The sequence below is a fragment of the Methylomonas sp. BW4-1 genome (genome assembly GCF_052474385.1).
Genome location: NZ_CP184125.1, coordinates 162,281 through 180,973, shown reverse-complemented (window position 1 = coordinate 180,973; position 18,693 = coordinate 162,281). Strand labels below are relative to the sequence as shown.

General features: G+C 50.3%; 9 protein-coding genes. All 9 read right to left on the bottom strand.

Translation table 11 applies throughout. The features are described 5' to 3' along the window. Window position 1: 1 nt before the first annotated feature. The 9 genes from dpdD to queD all read right to left on the bottom strand — a co-directional run bounded on the left by dpdD (window position 2) and on the right by queD (window position 18,676). Complete coding sequence (dpdD, locus tag ACH5Y9_RS00815; protein ID WP_445368138.1) at window positions 2-2,281, bottom strand: protein DpdD; 2,280 nt, start codon at window positions 2,279-2,281, stop codon at window positions 2-4. Continuing rightward, window positions 2,278-2,811, bottom strand: a complete 534-nt coding sequence (gene dpdK, locus ACH5Y9_RS00810) for a phospholipase D-like domain-containing protein DpdK (protein ID WP_445368137.1) — start codon at window positions 2,809-2,811, stop codon at window positions 2,278-2,280. Before dpdK ends, dpdD begins: the two co-directional genes overlap by 4 nt. Then, entirely contained in the window at window positions 2,808-7,358 is a 4,551-nt protein-coding gene (dpdJ, locus tag ACH5Y9_RS00805) for a protein DpdJ (protein WP_445368136.1), read from the bottom strand. Before dpdJ ends, dpdK begins: the two co-directional genes overlap by 4 nt. Window positions 7,359-7,370: 12 nt before the next feature. Beyond that, entirely contained in the window at window positions 7,371-8,087 is a 717-nt protein-coding gene (locus ACH5Y9_RS00800) for a hypothetical protein (protein ID WP_445368135.1), read from the bottom strand. Continuing rightward, window positions 8,084-11,149 (bottom strand): protein DpdH, encoded by a 3,066-nt coding sequence (gene dpdH, locus ACH5Y9_RS00795; protein ID WP_445368134.1) that lies wholly within the window; start codon window positions 11,147-11,149, stop codon window positions 8,084-8,086. Before dpdH ends, ACH5Y9_RS00800 begins: the two co-directional genes overlap by 4 nt. Further along, window positions 11,146-12,057, bottom strand: a complete 912-nt coding sequence (dpdG, locus tag ACH5Y9_RS00790) for a protein DpdG (RefSeq protein WP_445368133.1) — start codon at window positions 12,055-12,057, stop codon at window positions 11,146-11,148. Before dpdG ends, dpdH begins: the two co-directional genes overlap by 4 nt. Further along, window positions 12,054-14,636 (bottom strand): protein DpdF, encoded by a 2,583-nt coding sequence (dpdF, locus tag ACH5Y9_RS00785; protein ID WP_445368132.1) that lies wholly within the window; start codon window positions 14,634-14,636, stop codon window positions 12,054-12,056. The genes dpdG and dpdF overlap by 4 nt, the downstream gene beginning before the upstream one ends. A gap of 10 nt (window positions 14,637-14,646) precedes the next feature. Beyond that, window positions 14,647-17,916, bottom strand: a complete 3,270-nt coding sequence (dpdE, locus tag ACH5Y9_RS00780; RefSeq protein ID WP_445368131.1) for a protein DpdE — start codon at window positions 17,914-17,916, stop codon at window positions 14,647-14,649. Between the two features lie 400 nt (window positions 17,917-18,316). Further along, a complete protein-coding gene (gene queD, locus ACH5Y9_RS00775; protein WP_445368130.1) occupies window positions 18,317-18,676 on the bottom strand; it encodes a 6-carboxytetrahydropterin synthase QueD in 360 nt (119 codons plus the stop codon). Between the last annotated feature and the right edge of the window lie 17 nt (window positions 18,677-18,693).

The following is an 18,693-nucleotide window of genomic DNA, read 5'->3' as shown; positions in this document are numbered from 1 at the left end:
TTCAACCATTGTGCTCAAGTTGTCCCAGTACGCAGTTAAGAATACTGGCGCTGCCTTTTCCCAGGGGAAGAAGGGTTTGCTTGGCTCCCCGAGCGTCTTTCACCGCAAAATAGGCCTGGTGTTTGCTGCTCTTCCAAGCAAAAACGAAGATGTCGGCATTAGCAGCCAGATGTTTGAGTTTGTCAGTCGCAACGTGGTCAGCATTCACTTCTACCTTGGCCTGCGGCAATAACTTGCGAAGGAATTGCTGGGCCCTTTGCCCTGCTGGTTCCGTCAAGGTGTAGATACATATCAGGTCGGCAAAGTCGGTCCGTAGTGCCTGCTCTTGAGAATCCGCTTCCAGGCTTGGAAAAGCCTCCAATAAACCAGAACAGCCATAATCCTTGGCCAACAAAGACAGTACTTCGTACTGAACCGATCGGAGACGGTGTGCGCACGCACGTGCCATATCGACAACAGCCATAAAAAAACGTAACCGCGACTCACCTCTATCCGGAGAAGCTTGGAGCGCCAACATTTCGGCCGCATTAAGTGCCCAATCGACGTTACTCGGAGCATTGTTCGCACATAGTATCTCTGTGTAGGCATCAACAATCTCCACATAATCCTGACTCGACGGTGCAAGACTGACCAATGCCTGCACAAGCGCAGAAGCTAACTCGAGTTCGTTTGCGGAGACCATACCATTCCATGCAACGATACGGATCAGCATTGCGTAGATTGGGCCGAAGGCACGAACCGGACGGTCCGGGCGGTCCACGAAGAACTCGACTAGGGGAGCGAACGCGTCGCGGAACATCTGTTCCGTGTCACCACTGGCGTTCCCGATCCTTTCCGCCAATACACGGCATACTGCTGGGTCCGAGGCATAAGATTCGACGCTCCAACGGGTCAAGGCATCTTCCAAGACCTGCAGCGGCGGACGGTCGTATATCCCAGATTCAACATAACCAACCCAAGATAGCCAATCCGCTTCCGGACGTGGTGTACGGTTTAGTATCACATCGGTTTCTTCGGACTTTCCGGAGAACTCGGCGCGCAATTGCTGAATCAGGACAAAATCCATCTTTGTCCACTTCAAGCGTTCGGTATCGGATACATTTTCCACCGCTGAGAGAACCCTGAGCGCGACTTCTTCGTCATCCATCTCAGTCGCGCATTGGAGCATCACACGATAGGTCCACGGCGCTGGAAGGGCATCGAATGCAAACTGGAGTGCCAAACCAAAATCCTCGTCTGCCATTGCTTGGCGTGCGGATTCGAAAAGATCAGTTTGGGGTAATACAGTCGTTGCCAACCGTCCGGCCCAACGCTCGATTAGGCCGCGTCCGTCATCCTCCGGGTAAGCGGATACGATTGATTGGCAGCGATCCCTGTTCGGTTCGGCCTGAACAAGTTCGAACAGCATGAAGGCTTTGAGTACATTTGGATGCCTGATTCCTTTCCGCTCGAGAAATAGTGAGCCAAAGTTGCCCGAGATCTCCTTCCTGAATGTGTCCAGGAGCGCTTCGTCATCACCGCTGTCCTCTAATTCGGCGATATAGGCTGAGTAGAGAGTTCCGACCAGGTCAGCGATAGTTTGAGCGGGAAGCGATAGACCGAGAACAGACTTAATTAGGGGGTAATCATGCGCCAATTGATATTGGCGACCCAACCCAGCCAACATCCGTATGTCCAGGTACTTTTGCTGCTCAGCGTTAATTCGTCCGCTGCTGATCAATTCGTCACGCAAACGCCGTGCGTCCGATTCATTACCGGCCAGCAGAGCGCAGTCGAACTCTGCGCGGATTTTGCCAAAAGGACGTTGGGTTCGGTCAGGAATTTCGGGGCGACGCCGGAGTGAGCCCAAATAAGATTGCAATGCTCTCGCTATGTTATCGCAATCCGCGTTGCCAACCGGGTCGAAACGAAACACGAAACGACCGAAGCGTTCGAGCAAGGATCTCTCAATTACGTCGCTTGAGTCCATGTTGTGTAATTGTCCTCGAAAGTCGCTAAAACTTGGACCGACAAACGCCATTAATTCTTGGGACAAAGCGTTTGCCCCCACCTCATTAGATGCCATACCGTACCAATGGCAGGGCCCATTGGGACCAAAAACAGGCAAGACGATGGGTAAGCCACCTCCAGAACTAGTGAATGATGTGATCCATGGGAGGACTTGCTCCAACCATGCCTGAGGGGCACTACGCTCAATAACATCTTCCCATTTCAACACGTTACGGCCCGAGAAAAAGGCTTCTAGCCAGGATAAGTCTCGCGAAAGTAAGGTATCAATCATTGGCCGTCCCCGTAGCGTGCGAATTCGAGCTTCGTCCGAATAAGATCGCTCACATCAATTGAAAATTCGACCCATTCGTCATTGATGATCATGCCGTTATAAGTCAGATTCATTGATCCCATCAGCAGGCATCTCGTAAGTAAAATCCCCTTCGTGTGAAGTTGATCACGAATATGTACCGTTAAGGAGTCCTCCAGGTCGTGTTCGCCGGCTAATTCGGCAATCCTCGTACGGAACGAATCGTTACTGCTATCATCGCGGGTAACGATATGCACCTTCGAACCAAGGCTCATTAGAGTTATCAGTACATCCACAAGGCGGATTTCGCGGCGCCCCCATTCCGGATTCAGAGCGTCAAAGTTACCGGACCGATTGTCGATTAGCACAACGTTGCTAATCCAAGGGGAAACTATCCAGATATCATCACCAGGTTGCAGCACCTCAGCCACGAACATCGTCTGCATTAGTTCCTGGATGGTTGCTACCCCAGTGGTTTGGGTCTTAAAAATGCGTCGGTATAGGACGTTCATTGCACTGCCTCCACGAGTTCGATATCGGCCTCGATCTGGGAATGGCTTTGGCGGATTCCCTGCAGACGGGCATATGCACGTAAATAGCCGGATTCGACTGGATTGGTCATCAACGCATTGAGTGCCTTAGCTAGATTGTCGCGCCCTGTTTCTGGGCAAGTGAGCGTCACTTGACAACCCACAGCAAGTTGCTCCACGGTCTTTTCCAACCAGTCTTTTTCCAGCATAGAAACACACACGCGGTCGTCGCCTATGGACTCTGCGACTACCAAGCGCTCGACCAAAGGCAATTCCGTGAAAGGGTTTCTCATCTGGAGTGCGGATCTCCTGATTGCTTGACCGCGTGGCCATAGGAAACTGCTAATAGCTCCAATTTTCCAAGCTGTAGAGTCTCCTAGGATAGGAGGGGCACCGACGATGGAAGATAAGCATTCAATCTCATCAGATTGGCTGAGATAATAGGTTATTACGCGCAGATCAATCTCGATACCGATTCGCTCTTCCTCTGTCTGCCATTGATCAAGCACCTGAGACATGTAATTGTCCGTTGCCGCGCAAGTTCCAGGGCGAAGAACGCGGTTACCAAGCGCTACTAGGAATCCATGGAAAGGGGAAAAACCATCAAGCAATAGAGATCTACGCAGAGATTTGAACGCTCGCGCCATATCTTCCTGTGTAACAGCAGTCCTGAACTGACGAACCAACTCAGCGCTTTCTGAATCACCGTGACCGTCGTCTTTGGCGAGTTTGGTCACGATCTGCCCTAGCTGGTGATCGATAATCTCGAATTCGCTGATTCCGAGATTTGCTCGAACTATAGAGAAAAAACGCCGTGGATCTTCGGCGAATCGACGCATGAACTCCTCAACAAGTCCGTTTCCGCCTGGATTCTTTTCCGTAAACCAGATTTCCACCGTCTCAGGGTCAAAGCCAACCGTCTGACCAGCGGGTACTGGACCGCGGTCCAAATCCACGGACAGATCTTCTTGGTCAATTCCCGGGCAAAGATCAGTTATCGAACGAAGTAATGCCGCGCCTAAGGTGGAATGGTATACCCCTCTCAGCCATGGTTCCCAATCGGATCCAACAGGTAGCCAAAGCATACCCGCTAAATCATGTAGCTCTTCGACTATGGACGGATCGCGAAGATAATCATCTAACTCTTGGCGCAACTTGTCTGTAGTCCCTAACGCTTCAACATCGCCTTGTTCTTCTACGACCTGTGACTGAAACAAGATGGCCAAGACATCCGACAGCGAAATTGTTGATTGTTCTTCACGAATGCGTGCGCCGACCTCTGCCAACTCTACTTGGCCGTGTATGGCTTCGTAAGTCAATGCTGAAAGGTAAATCTGTGTCAACCATTCGCGCATGAACGGACTGGGGACGCTGGCTAAACGTTCGCCGCGCCAGGCAAGGTTAGTAAATCTGGCAACACGAAGAGCACGCCATTTTTCGTTTCCTTCAGCGAGGTGCAATCCTGAAGGAATGCGGACTTGAAAAACCACTCCATCTGCGGCAAAACGAGATCCAAGTCCCGCAGGTTTGCCATTGGATTGAAAATCGGTTTCTGTCCGGACTTTTTGGGTGCCAAGACCAATTTCCGCTGAAGACCCAACGGAAAACCGCCTGATTTCGAGCGGTGCATGGCGGGAGTGCGTGAAAAAACCGATACGGGGTATGATCGTTGCCCAAAGACTTCCTGTCGGAGGCGACAGCCAAGACGGCTCAACTCCGGCGACGATTTGGCTGTGCCATCTGAGTGAAGCGTTCGAAGTATCCTTCACCTCTTTCGATGGAGATTCCGGAGCTAGACGGAACGGGCGAAAGACCGGTAGTAATTTGATTTCGTCGCCTACCTGAACCTGATAGTCACCAAGGAACTGGTGACTCCCGATTGAATCAATATCGAGCACGAAGGAACCGGGTTCGCCCGAAAATTCCGCTGCTGGCGGGAACCAATGCCGCTCGTTTTTGTGGCTCACGCCATAACGACGGCTAACTCGACCGGGCGCGAACTCCCGCATTGCCGCAAAGACAGGCATCGCGGGAGCATTCAACGTAACAGTAGGGTGGTCAGTTCCAGGTAAATCAATGGCCACCTCAGCCAAATTGAGGTCGGCGAAAAGTGAACCGGGAATAAAGTCGGGCAGCGGATTATTGAACGCCTGGTAATCCTGCTGCGGTTTGCCTCCTGCACTCCAATTACTTTCTAAGCGCCTAATTGCAGTAGGAAGGACGGTCGTCATCAGGGGTCTGGGAAACTCCCACATAATCGCCGACAGATCTTCTATGGATATGTCTAAAGCGCTCTTCAGGTAATAACCAAGTTGCCTCGCTCCGTTCTCTGTCTCAACGATGTTGTGCAACTCGCGCAGCAAACGTTGGCGTCGCCTGTCACTAAACTTCTCGCCTCCGCTCAAGTCGTTCCAAACGCTTCCGCTTGGAGCGCCATCCAACTTCGCACCCAAATAATCGATTGTCGCGAATACCGCTTGCATCCGAGTTACATACCGGTTTTCCAGTGGCAAAGTCCGAACCGGTAGTTCCGGGTCAAATAGCAAGTCGTAGCTTTGATAGGTAGTACGGTCGCGACCGTAATCGGACAACACAACCAAGGTCCATGGCCGCATACCCCGCGTACGCCCACCACGCCCCTTACGCTGCAGGAATCCTGCCATGCTTCGCGGAGCTTTGTGCTGGATTACTGCTCCGACGACCGGATCGTCAAAACCAACCTCCAGTACGGCAGTAGCGACAACCACCTCCGCGCCAGAATCCACACCGCGATCCTGGGAACTGACCCTTTCAACCACGAGACGGCGACTGAGGCCATTGTGCAAGTCTTCGCAAAAACGCCAATCCTGCCCATTAAGATAACGTGCGCTGGAAGTTCCTCTCTCTCGTAGTACCGCCAATCCTCCGTCGGGAGCATTACGCATGTCAGGATTACCGTAACTGTTCCGTCCCTCAGCACTAAGCAAATCGAAATATAATCGGTTTATAACATCCAGATTGTCCGTAAAAACGAATGTTCGTTGCCCAAACGCTCCTCGGCTAACGGAATCTTCTGGCTTGGTTGACTTCGGGTCGAGACAACGCTGAGTCACCATGCAAGTTTGGATTGTGGTGGATAGTAACGCCGCACGAGAGACCGGATCGCCTCGCAACGCGAGCATGTATTCGGCACCCTCAGCCTCAATCTCATCAGCATGCGGTGACACCTCGTCCACCAAGTTGTTGCGACAACCAGTTAATGCTGAAAAAAACTGCGCTGCCTCGCGCAATGTGGCCGACAAGCCAACGAAACGCAAACGCTGATCCAAAAGTCGTTGCCAACGACGCATGAGATAGGCAACTTGCGCACCGTGCTTGCCCTCATAGGTATGCACTTCGTCCATCAGCACTAATTCCGGGGCACGAAGGGCTTTTGGTCCAATGCCGAACAGATGTGCCATGGAGGTATCCGAGAGGCGCTGGTTGAGCATCTCGGTCGTGGTGAATAGGATGTCAGGCACGCTGTTCATCATCGATTCCCGGGTCAACGGAAACACGCCACCATCCAAGGTGCAGGAGCATTCTTCTGACACGCAAACTAGACGCTCGACACCCGCGTTACGGTCCTGCTCGTGCCAGCGCAATTCGCCTCCACAGTCCGGGCAAGCTAATGTCGGGCAGATGCCTCTCGGCCACTTGCAGTACTGTGCAGTTCGGGGAATATCGCCATACAATGCCCCGATGCGTATTTGGACTTTTTCACCGCCGGGTAAATCCGCCTGGAGAGCACGGACTCGCTGCAGTACCTCACGTAACTGATCCTTGAGCAATTCGATGCGGGGATAGAGTGCAGCAACCTTAACCCAACCGGATTTTTTCCCGTCTACCAGCAGGTGACGGCATACCGATGCCAGTGCTGGTAGATAAAATGCGAGCGTCTTCCCACTGCCGGTGCCGGCGCAAACGATGGTAGCCAACTCCTGTCCCGTCTCAATCGAACGAAGGATTCTTTGAGCAGTCCTTACCTGAAAACCGGATAATCGGACGGAACGACCGCCCGGTGCCAACAGCGCCTTGACCGCCGCCAGCAACGCTGGACTTCCTGCGGCCTCGCTGATCATTGCCAGCGCTTGATCAGACGGGATGTCGCGCGCTGGATAGCGACGGCGGCGGCGAAGGAAACGAAAGTCGGCAACCAATCCTGGCGCATTTTGCCATCCGGATGGACCGGCATGTTTAGGGAACAACTGCCTCAATCTTTGGATAAGACGGACTGTTTCCGCCATCCGTGAACGATAACCAGAGGAACCGCCGACCATGAGGGCTTCGACCAACCATTTTCGTTGCAGTAACTCGGCAAGCACTTCATCGACCGAAAAAAACGCCACCAAGCCTTCGTCGTTGGCTTTCTCCAACAGAGGCAAAATGAGGTCGAAAATCTCATCGTAGGCGAATGCACCATCCACAATCCCCCAAGCAAGCAGCTTCGCTTCGCGCTCCTCAATGCAATCCAGCGTCGATAACAGAAAACTCTCTCGCGGTTCCGACATAAACACTTCCTATTAACGTGCCCGCACGGCGTAGTTGTTAAGCATATTTTTGGCACGGAGCCACGTTATGACTTCTTCCGTCAACAATTCCAGACTGGCTCCGTGAATCGTGGCAGTGAAAAACGCCTGTACGGCATCAGGCACATCGTCGTTCTCCACAAACTCGCTATTAATTGCAGCCAGTTGCTCAGACCAAGTCTGAAGTTCGACCAACTGCTCTTTAGAATTGGGCACTACGTTTTTGTATTGGCTGACAAGCCGATACATACGCTCATAGCGATCAAAAGCACTTTTATTCACTGGTAAAGACAGCGTGAGGGTTTGCTTGCGCTGCTCTGGAGGTACTCCTATAGACAACTTACTCTTGAAGTATTCCTTCCAATCCTGTTTCTGCTGCGTTTCCTCTTCGAGCTTGAATGCTTTCAAGGCATCCAATAAGTTGATCCATCTATTACCATTCACCAACGTGTGGTTATTGGGTAACGCATTAAAGCGGTCAAGGATATTACTGCATAATCGTTTAGCATTACCCACATCAGGTGCCTGAGACAATGGGACGCCCCCATGTTGAAGCCAGTCCCGACGTTCCGCCAAGGACTTGACCACACCCAACAGATTGCGAAGTTCGTTTTTCTTCTGGGTGAGCGCTGTAGCTTCTTCTACGTTATGTCTGGCTGCTTCGGCGTTCATGAGACGTTCACGCACATCTTTAGCTTCGTCTAGCATCATGACGCTTCTCCTTTCACCGCATACGAATCCAACTCGCAACTCAGATTCTGCAACACATCCTGAATCTCTGCCGCCTCCGCGGCAGGATTAACGTTATTGAATTGCGTTTCTAGCATCGACGCGTGCCGTGAAGCGACACGAATTACTAATCGGGCCTTTTCCAGAAAATTGTTTGCAACGATCAGGGGATTGACGTTAAGTCGCCCCATCCGACTCAACAATTGTACATCGCCATCATTGACTGCACTCGAAAGGGTATCAAGCGCCTCGTGCACCGCTACTTTCCCAAAGTCTTTACAGCGGTTCTTGAAAGCCTGTTTCCCAATGCCAATTTGTTGCTCGTTCCAGGCTCCGCATTCACCTAACTGGTCTGCCAGCGCCTCGAACTCATCGACAATCACCTGTTTGTTGAAGCTTTCTCCCCATTCAGCTTCGAGTGTTGTACGAATGGCGTTCGCCGCATTTAGCGCATTTTTTGCTTTCATCTCCGCAGTCTTTTCGCGTAACTGATTTTGAAGCAAGATGACCAACTCGGGCGTAAAACCAAGCTCACGAGGGTTGATTGATTCATTTTCAGACTGTCGCAAATTCGTAAGTCTAATCATGTCAATCGCATATGGAGTCTTGGTGCTGTCACCTTGGAAGCTTCCGCAGAAAGACACGACCTTCTGGATCAATTCTGGGCGGACACGAAGCGCTGAATCTTTCAATGCGTACCAATCGGCAAAGGCTTGGTTGCAGTCTGGCGGTAGATTCGGTAAATTTTCAACGCTTTCAAACAAAAAGGGCGCAAGACTGGCGGGGGTATTACCACGAGCAACCAAACCCAATATTTGGCTATTGGTTTGGAGAAGTCGTAAGGCTCCACTCAGTTTTTGCTGCATTTCAGCGCGGATTATCGATAACGCTTGGGGCATGAGTCTATCAGCCAGACTGCCTACCCAAACCATATCGTCATCGGCCTCTGCATAAGCAATCTTGCCATTATTTAATTCATAGAGACGAGTTACCGCAGCCAATTCCGAGCGTATTTGTCCACTTGGATCCGTATGATCGTCCGCAACCTGGATAGGGGTCTTATCAATTGTACCTTGGCCCAAGGCGTTTGGAATCGATATCGAGGTTAGTTGGATCTTCGATATCTTCGCGCAGCGCTCAGTATTCCAGTCAATGCGATCATTTAGCGCTGCGGCGACTGATTTTCTGATTTGACCGGCAACCATCTGGGACATAAGTTGACCCTGAACCCATTTTTCAAGCGCTTCAATCAGTGAAGCATCGTCCGTTCTGGTTGGTGGAGGCGGTGGTGCTGGTTGTGTTTCATCTACATCTGTTGGGTTTTCTATTATTATGAACTCGATATTCGGGCGATCTAACTTGAACGCATCGAACACTTCTTTCGGGATATAGCCAACTTCCGCCACTGTTTGCGGCGCATTACCCCAAATGCCAACAACACGTTGATAGCGTTCTTTCGTTGCCCCGTTATATTGATTTAACCACTTAGCAATCTCCATATTTGTATTCGGCATGTTGATGCTGGTTGGAGGGAATTGCCCTTGCTCAAAAGCTGGACGCCCCTTTAAGAGAAGATCTCTGAGAATATGATCAATAATAAACCGCGGGGTGAAAAGCAGTTTATCGTTACGGATCAGTGCTGTCCTGGCTAGTTGCTCAATGGCGCGCTCGGTGAACGGAAACAGCGGAATGCCGTCTACGGATCCGAAAGCTTTCAGGACAGTGTCATCGTCGTCTTCCTGATCGAAATATGGTTGAATCCACGTACCTTGACCATCACCAGTATTCCCTTTCGTTTCGAAGTGGCGCACTAATTCCTTGAATCCCCAGCGGGCGGCATTCAAGTAGGCTGCAACCAAAGCTTTTGTGCGATCAAGAACCTCATTGTCAGTGGATAATTCGCTTTCCACCCGCCACTCGCGCTTGGCACGGGTACCGAATGTGTCTTCCGTCGCAAGGTATGCGTCCGTTACCGCGATAACCGAGCGTAGCGTGGCATATTGCTGCACATTTTCGCGTTCACCCTCTTGGATCAGGATCTTGAGCAGGGTGTCCTGAATACCGATGAGTGCTTTGAAGTCTTCAACGAAAATCACCAACTCCTTATCCTGCACAAGCAGTTGCTCTCGAATTTTGAGAATGACCTCATGCAGCGTCATACCACCCAAAGATTGATGCAACTTGAACAATTGCCGAATCGCCCGGTCGCCAATCTTCTTTTCATTCAACAAACGGGTTACGTCATGCCTATTACCATCAGCCAATAATTGGGTGATGTAGTAATGTCGAGTCCTATCTGCAGCTTGTGCAATTTTTATGTCTTCGGGCAGAAGCAAGTCATTTGGAACAAAATCTTCGACGAACGACTCTCGCTCGATCTCGTGCTGCCCCGCTATGGCACGCTGAACAAAACGCTTAAATACATTCGTGCGAAAATGATCGACGAGTACTGGATCTCCAAAAAAATACCGTAACTGATCGGCATGGCCTGCTTGCGCCCATAAAATCGTATTAGCCCGGTCCGCCTGAAATTTGGCCTTCAACTCTGTGGACAAGTGTTGCAGAGCAATATCCAGTTCCGCTTGGAACTTGGTGACCATGCTCTCTATGTCCAGATCCTCGGTCAGCGCACTTGCGAAATCCGCTTTAACTTGGGCGTACTCATCCCCCTCCAGTTGCTCTAGTATGAGTTCAATTACTGAACGCAAACTGGCGCTCTTGGGGATGCGAATGACTACAAACTTGCTATCCCCATTCAAACTCTGCAACCGGGCATTCAGAATGCGCACCATATGTGACTTACCGGCACCAGACGCGCCGGTAATGGGTACAATGTGAACGCCTTCTGCGACGTCTTCAGACATCAAGTAGTCAAAAAGTTCTTCTTCGTTGGTGGGAATCTTTTCGGTAGAGGAATATAGCCTGTAACTGAGTGGTGAGGGTCTATGAACTGCAAGCAATACGGCATCATTTGCGCCTTCAGCTTCGTGCTTGATGCATTTATTGATTTCGTCGGCTATAGGCCAATAATTAAGCAGGCTCATGACAACTCATCCTTCAGCATTACGTGGGTAAAACTATCCCAAGTCCTTCCCCCTTGTCTGGTTAGCGTTAGTTTAGTATTCGCATCTGCAAGGATTCGCAAATCCAGACTGTTTTGAATCTGAAGTCGGCGTAATGCAAATGACAGTGCTGTCGATAGATATCCCTTAGGTGGTGCTGACCAAGTCTCGGGCCGAAGCGCCTGTTCCACCTCGACTCGATATGATCCGCTATCTAACACGGGTAAACGAGAAGCCAACTGCAAGACGAACTCATCTGCGGGAATCAATGTGCCAAATTTCATGAATTGCGCCAATTCTGTCCGGACCGCGACCGTAGGGTCAAAGAAGATGCCTGCACGACTTTCCACGGCAAAACCCAAAAAGCGAGCCCAATCTTTTAATCCCTGCCACCGGGTGTCGTTCTGGAGAATAGCGCGTCCGGGTACTACCTGCCTTGCGATGAGAGGATTAATGTCATCCCAAGCAGTTGGGAGCGTATAAATATCCTGACAAAGACACCATGACAATCCGCGGCACAGATCAGCAGTTACACCCAAGTCTTCTTCGGTAACTTTGTCGCTGTCAGGCCATAACGGATTACCACGCGACCATGCGAGTTGCCGGCATATTGCCGGCAAACGCATCAGGAAGGACTCCACTGATTCGCCTTTATTGGGATCGATAGCGAGACGAACGTTGTTGTCGTCTTCAACAAAGAGGCCGAGTGCGATCCAGCGATTTAATGTACCGCGGATCAGATTCTGTCTTTTTTCGTAGTCTTGTGAAGGTGGCGGCCCATAAATACGGATTAAGTTATCGCGTGATACTGGCTTTTCCCGAAACAGAGCCGTTACGAGCGTCAGAAGAATGGAATAAAGCCCGTCACTGGGGCGATTTAGTATACTCATTGCACGATTTCTCGTATTAAGGCATCTAGCGTTATCTTATTCGGGCTCACATCGTACAAGCTGCTCAAATTTTTAACAGGGTCTGGCAGTGATATCGGTAAGAGTAAGAAGTGAAAAGGTCGTTGCAGCATCTGAACCTTCTGAATGAGATCTGGCGATGTATCTTGGTCCAATAAAGTCATTCGAAGGAGAGGGGAATAGGGTTCCCTATCTAACTCCTTCAAAGATCGGTGCAGAACCACCTTGTCCCGCGCCCGCATGTAAAGTTTGTTCCACTCGGGAAGTTGTGCATAGGAAGAGGCAGGATTAATAGAAATTTCGCGCACTCCGCAGTGCTGAACGAGCCACTCTGCAAACCGAATAACATCCTGACGCAATGTCGACTCTGGCTGTGTTTCGTCATAAAATACTAAGACAAAAGCGGGATCAAGCCATGGAAACTTCGTCACCCACGCTTCAGGTTGAGAGGTAATTACACGATTGATCGGTAATACGACTGGTTCCTGATAATGGCGATATTCAATGGGTTCGGAGCGATCCTTAGGACAGCCACCACATGCATGGCTCACATACACAGGCCATTGTTGAGACCTGATTCGGTATAACTGGCAAAGCGTATCTCCTACCTCTCCAACCTGAGTTAACCCACTGTGCGAATTAGGAAGGAGTTGACTCATCATCTGCAAGTTGCGAGCTGCAGTCTTTAGCGTATTATCGCGCGAAGCACTAACAACCTCTTCCCAGCGTTCCGTTAGACGATGTCCATCATCAAGAATTCGCACCCTCATATTGGCGATAGCGGCTAACAGCGAAGAGGCATCCTCTCCCGGTTCTTCCATCATTTCGTCAGGGTGGTTTTCGAGTTCGAGTGCTATCAGCCCAGCCCTTGCCATTAGGATTAGGGTTCGCATATTCCACTTGACGTTTGCTTCGCTCCCACCTTGCAGGTGGGGCGGAACGGTTTCTATATCGATTTCCCATAAATTCTCTTCACCAGTCGCTTGGCGAGAATTCCACATTGCATCCCAACGCCCATAGCCTAATTCTTTGGTGATGATTGCGGGTGTCGCGAGGCGCTCCGGCAAGTTCCAATCGGTATTGTCAAAGACCATCAAGCTGACCGATGGTTTGCCGTCACGACCGCCGCGCCCAACCTCTTGGTAATAGCGATCCAGCGTCTCTGGAATTGTGGCGTGTATAACAGTCCGAACATCATTCTTGTCGAGGCCGACACCAAATGCGGATGTCGCGACTATGCCATCAAGACGGTTTTTCGCCCATTCATGGATGATCCTCAACCGTTCTGAGTCGGTTGTTCCTCCATCGAAAGTGGCTATCCGAGCTGAGCCATTACTTTCGAGGATAGATTTCCATTGCACCACTTCTTTTCTTTGGGTGACATAAAGGATGAAAGGCCTTGGCGCAAGTCTCAATGCCTCCAACACGCGCTCCTGTTTCTCTTTCGCGGAATTCGCTTGGTAAAACCAGTATTGCGGTTCGGGTCGAAGATGAACCGCTGACACCATTTGTACGCGCTCACGGGGACCGAAGAGGTTGGCTAGCGTATCCACTGTTTCTTCGGTAAATGTAGCGCTCAAGAGCAAGGTGCGGAAACCCCGTGGCGCACGCTTTAACATACTATTGCGTAAGCCTGCCAGGGCTTGAAAGGAAGGGCGGAACTCATCACCCCACTGGGTTATGAGATGGGCCTCGTCTATCACCAGGTAGCGAAGCATGCCCGCGGTCGCTGTTTCCAGAACTGCCCGCAGCAATGAAGTCGTAAGTGCCTCGGGTGAGGTGATTAAGATGCGCTGCGTACCATCACGTAAACGTTGCCTAATTTCAGCGCGATGATCTTTAGACAAACCACCGACCCAAGCTAACGGCCAATTAGCACGGTTAGGATCTTGGATCCGAAACAAAGCACGCATAGCGCGTTCCTGATCCAAGGCCAATGCAACCGTCGGAACCACGAAAATAGAAAGGGGACCGGCTTCCTTGTGGACGAGAGCGGGCGCCTGACCCACCAGGCTCTTTCCCGACCCAGTAGGCAAATTTACTATGAGGGTATCACCTTCTGGCATCAAAAATGCCGCGCGCACAGCCTCCCTCTGCCCGGGAGACGAGTACATTTCGTAACCCGTTGCATCCCTAATGAAAGGATCAGCAGGGCAGAAGCTATGCTTTCGAACCTGTTTATCGGAGAAAGCATCCGAGAAAACCCCGCCCTCACCACTATCGAGCCACTCAGGATGCCAGTCCTGTGCAGTCAACAGAAAGGCAGAAGTCCCAACTGCCAATACTTCGATGCGGTGCATGACCCAACTCTGCACATCCGGCCAACCATGACCAGAGGGCACTTTTAAATTGATTGGCAATCCGGCAGTCTTGCTTGCGCGGAGCAGTGCGTGCCGAACTAAGGGTTGTAAGTCACCGTGCCACTGTCCTTGATTATCATGCGCAACTCGAAGCACCTGACAAATCCGGTCCAGCAGACTGTCCTCGATATTGTCGGGCCAATGAGGGACCACAGGCCAATTTGCAAGAATGGTCTGCAGTTCGTTGAGGTCGAAATTCATTGCCCTTCCCCTATGTCTCTATAAGAGATACGGGGTCGCTGGTCAGAAAAACTACTCCGGAGACGTCAACCTTGATCGAGGGACTGGATATGCCTCGACGAAGCGCTTCGTTGAGATTTTGTTCGAGTGCTAGTTGCGCTGCTTCGGCACTAGCCTCCTCACTATCAAGCGACTGGATACGAGTCTGTAACTGGGCGTAGCGGATTTCAGCTGCAGACAATGCCCTTTCAAGCGCATCTTTCTGCCGGTCTAACAACTCAGACCTAGATTTCACAATGGCTTTTGCCTTGTCGCGCATGCGTTCGCACCGCACGTTCCAGTTCGTGAAGATGTCTGGCGACCTTCTTTTAAAAGCGATTAAATATGTAATATCCAGGTTTTTGTCGATGTAGCCATCACCACCTGCCTTAGCGTAGGGTGTAACCAGATACCGTTCGATGAATTCCTGTGGTAATTCATCGCCTTCTTCATCCAGCCAAACCTGGATAAAGTGTGGCCTGAATAACATGTCGCCTCGGCGGGCGAGGAACGACTTTTCCGATTCGTTCGCGCAACTCCCTTCTTGCGCAAGTACAGCCTGGGCTTCTTCTAAACGCGTTTCCACCAGAAAATCGAAGCGAAAGCAGGTACGGATTTCCGTTGGCTGGAACTGACCGAATATCTGCCGCCACATGGCGTAACTGCGTCCACGAACGTCCAACTCTGAGAACGACCTGATCGACTCGATGAACTCGGCGCCGTAACGCAACGGACGAATGCCACGCTTGACCGCGATAGGTCGGAAGGCGACGTAGGGAAAAGATTGCGGTCGTGTCGAACGGTTACCCGGCGCGTCGAAGTCGATGGCGCCCAGAAAGTCGTCAATGAATTCGGACAAGGGGATCAGTGTGGCTTGGCCAGTCCCTTGTTCGGGGGAGCAGTAATGAAAACGGAAAGGGTCATCGACTGGAGGCATTCCCTTTGGGCGCGGTAATGTCACCTTCTCGAACAGAAGTGTTGTTTCTATCCAATAAGTCATTGTCTCGCTGATTTCCCGCCATTCTAAGTCCACATCAAATAATTCGTCAAACTCCTGTTCTGCAACCGAAGACAACTGGTCCAGTGCATCTTGCTGCTCGATCAGACGTAACTCTCGCTCGGCAGCACCGGTTGGTCCTGCCAAACGCTCCCGCAGAGCGTCGAATCCCTCAGATCCCTCGTAAATCAACGTCCGACCCAAAGATGAAACTTCCTCCTCAACAAGGTATTGCAGACTAGAAATTGAGCGCTTGAATACACCTAAGCCATCATCGAGGACGCGGAACCACGCCACTTGGAGCGGCGCATGCTCATCAAGAAGAACGTACGATGTGACCGAGTTGCCAGATCCATAGCGGTCAACGCGCCCAATGCGCTGCTCTATTCGGTTCGGTTGTAGGGGTAGGTCGAAATGGATGATGACCTTGTTTCCTCCTTGCAGGTTTACACCCTCTTCCGCGCGCTGGTCGCAAACGATGGCACGAACCGCCGGATTGGTCAGGAACTCTTGCCAAGAACGCTCCTGCATGCCATCGAACTCATCGTCAACGCCTTGTTGGACCACATTGACCTGTTGATCCTTTAGATACTCGAAAATTTGGTCGGCGCTACTTTCTGTGGCACAAAAAATTACGGCTTTGGAAGTTTCCGGTAGCGCCCCCAATCCCTGATACATTCTCTCAAGACGGTTGCCCATCCAATCCTCTACGTCGATGGTCTGTATGATGGAGTCTAGTAGCGACTGTTCATCATCGAATGGCACCAAATTACCGATATGGATCTCTTTCGACCGATGGACACAGGATTGCAAGAACCCAGGAAGATCTTCGAAAAGCGAGCGGACAGCACCCCAGTAAAATTCCTGGAGTTCAGAAACCCTGTCCGTACCCATCAAACCTGCCGCCAGGGAAGCATTGACTCGCCAATTCTCTAGAGCGAATTCGATCGGTTCCATCGATGAATCATCCACTTGCCAAAACTGGACTTCCTGGCGTTGAGGCGTTAATCCCTTGATTTGCGTTCTGCGGTTTCGCAAGATACGCCGATTAAGTCGGTAGGTCTCGGAAATGTGCGCTCGCAGTTCCCTCACGGCAGCGCAAAACCCCGAATCGCTAGCATCCGGTAAGTCGAGTAATTTTTCCTTTAGCGTTCGTGCTAACTCAGCTAATCGAGGGTCGTTGGGGAGTCGAGACATTAAGTCGTCAAGTGCTGAATCCATAAAAAAAGGATAGGCGGGGTCAAGAGCGGCGACTTGTTCGGCCAATGCTTGCCTATTGAGAACTTTCAAACGGAAGTTGTCTAGGTCATCAAGTGGGTAAACCACGGGGTCCAAAAGGTTCAGCATACGGAGGAATCCACTCTCGTTACGCAAAATCGGTGTGGCCGATAACAACAGCAGTTTTTCCGTTCGTTGCGCCATCTCCCTAACCAAACAGTAAACGCGTTCGATAGACTCCGTTGCATTAGGTGCAGTTATGTGGTGTGCCTCATCGATGACCAGCAAGGAAAGGTTTCGGGAAACATCCCTCAATTCCTCACTGTCTTCTTGGGGAAGCACAAACACTGATTCGTCGAGAAAAACCAAAAGCCCAAAGCGGACGATCAGTTCTTCGCGCCATTGGTTTACCAATTCGCGAGGGACTAGAACGAGCACCCGATGACCTCGAATGTCGTCGAGCACGGTTTGGCGGATGACAATTCCGGCTTCTATCGTTTTTCCCAATCCGACTTCATCAGCGAGCAAATAACGCTGGGTATGGTCGGTTAAAACGCGCCTGACCACCTCGACTTGGTGTGGTTCGAGTTCGATCGATGAGGATAATAAGGCTGACAACCCGAATGCTGCACCTCTTTGGTTAACATAATTCCTCATAAATCCAGAGCGAGCCTCAGCATACTGGGGTGTTTCGGTAACGAAATTCCCTAGGAAACCAACGGGATCCTCGATCGGGCGTTTCCATCGAACAAAGACCTGTTCATGTGGCACATAGAAATCCTGTTTGTGTGCCAAACGGACTTCGATCCCTTCGCCATCGTCATGTCGAACCCTTCCGATATGCCACTGGTTCGATATTTCGTCAAAGATGAATACACGTGTATTGCATCCTAAATGTTTCCGTGTAACTGACGTTAGTGGAACTTTTACACGGGGATACTGTTTAATGGTTGGAGAATCAAAATATTCGACGACAACCCAATCGTCTTCAATCTGGATGATTTTTCCCAATCCGTCTTTTTCTGCGTTAAGTACGGTGCAAAACACAATTTACCTTTCCTTGATCAATCGGATATTTTTTACAGTAATTTCATATTTGGGTGGTATTGAACCGTATTGTACAGCATCAAAAAATTGATGGGCGAATGATGTCCGATGTTGTGGCGAATATCTAATCCAGGCCACTGATCTCTCTCGCAATATTATGATTGCCATCACAGTAATCAGTAAACCGTTCAACACAGTACGAATTATTGCGTTTGGCTAATACGTCGATTAGTATGCCAGCTTAGACGTTCATTAGTCTCGATTAGCATTTAATAGTATTGAAACACACAGTTTTTCTCGTTGGATTTCGCTCAACTCAATTGGTTTTACGCTCATTCCATCACATTCTCGACATTTAACATCTCGCTATTTTAATGCGTGGCGATGTATTGCTAAGCGCTTAATCGTTACCTCTATAGATACAACCTGAAGTGCAAGTTTCCTTGATTTCTAAGCGTCCCAGTTCGGGTAGCTTCGGGTTAAGTTTTTGCCAAATCCATCTTGCTATGTTTTCACTGGTAGGATTTTCCAGGCCTTCAATTTCGTTCAGGTAATAATGGTCCAGTTGATTAATGATTGGTTTAACAATTGATTTAATGTCTGCAAAGTCCATGACCCAGCCACTGGTTTCGCCAATATTTCCGGTTACAACGATACGCACATGGAAAGAATGTCCGTGCAGTCGGCCACATTTATGACCTTCCGGCACATTCGGCAATAAATGAGCTGATTCAAAACTAAAGTCTTTATAGATTTCCATTAACTAACGAATTTAAG

Bases quoted from the DNA above. Each gene is read 5' to 3' on its own strand.
- ACH5Y9_RS00800 (WP_445368135.1), bottom strand. From the start codon at position 8,087: ATGATGCTAGACGAAGCTAAAGATGTGCGTGAACGTCTCATGAACGCC.
- dpdD (WP_445368138.1), bottom strand. From the start codon at position 2,281: ATGATTGATACCTTACTTTCGCGAGACTTATCCTGGCTAGAAGCCTTT.
- dpdG (WP_445368133.1), bottom strand. From the start codon at position 12,057: ATGAGTATACTAAATCGCCCCAGTGACGGGCTTTATTCCATTCTTCTG.
- dpdF (WP_445368132.1), bottom strand. From the start codon at position 14,636: ATGAATTTCGACCTCAACGAACTGCAGACCATTCTTGCAAATTGGCCT.
- dpdK (WP_445368137.1), bottom strand. From the start codon at position 2,811: ATGAACGTCCTATACCGACGCATTTTTAAGACCCAAACCACTGGGGTA.
- dpdH (WP_445368134.1), bottom strand. From the start codon at position 11,149: ATGAGCCTGCTTAATTATTGGCCTATAGCCGACGAAATCAATAAATGC.
- queD (WP_445368130.1), bottom strand. From the start codon at position 18,676: ATGGAAATCTATAAAGACTTTAGTTTTGAATCAGCTCATTTATTGCCG.
- dpdJ (WP_445368136.1), bottom strand. From the start codon at position 7,358: ATGTCGGAACCGCGAGAGAGTTTTCTGTTATCGACGCTGGATTGCATT.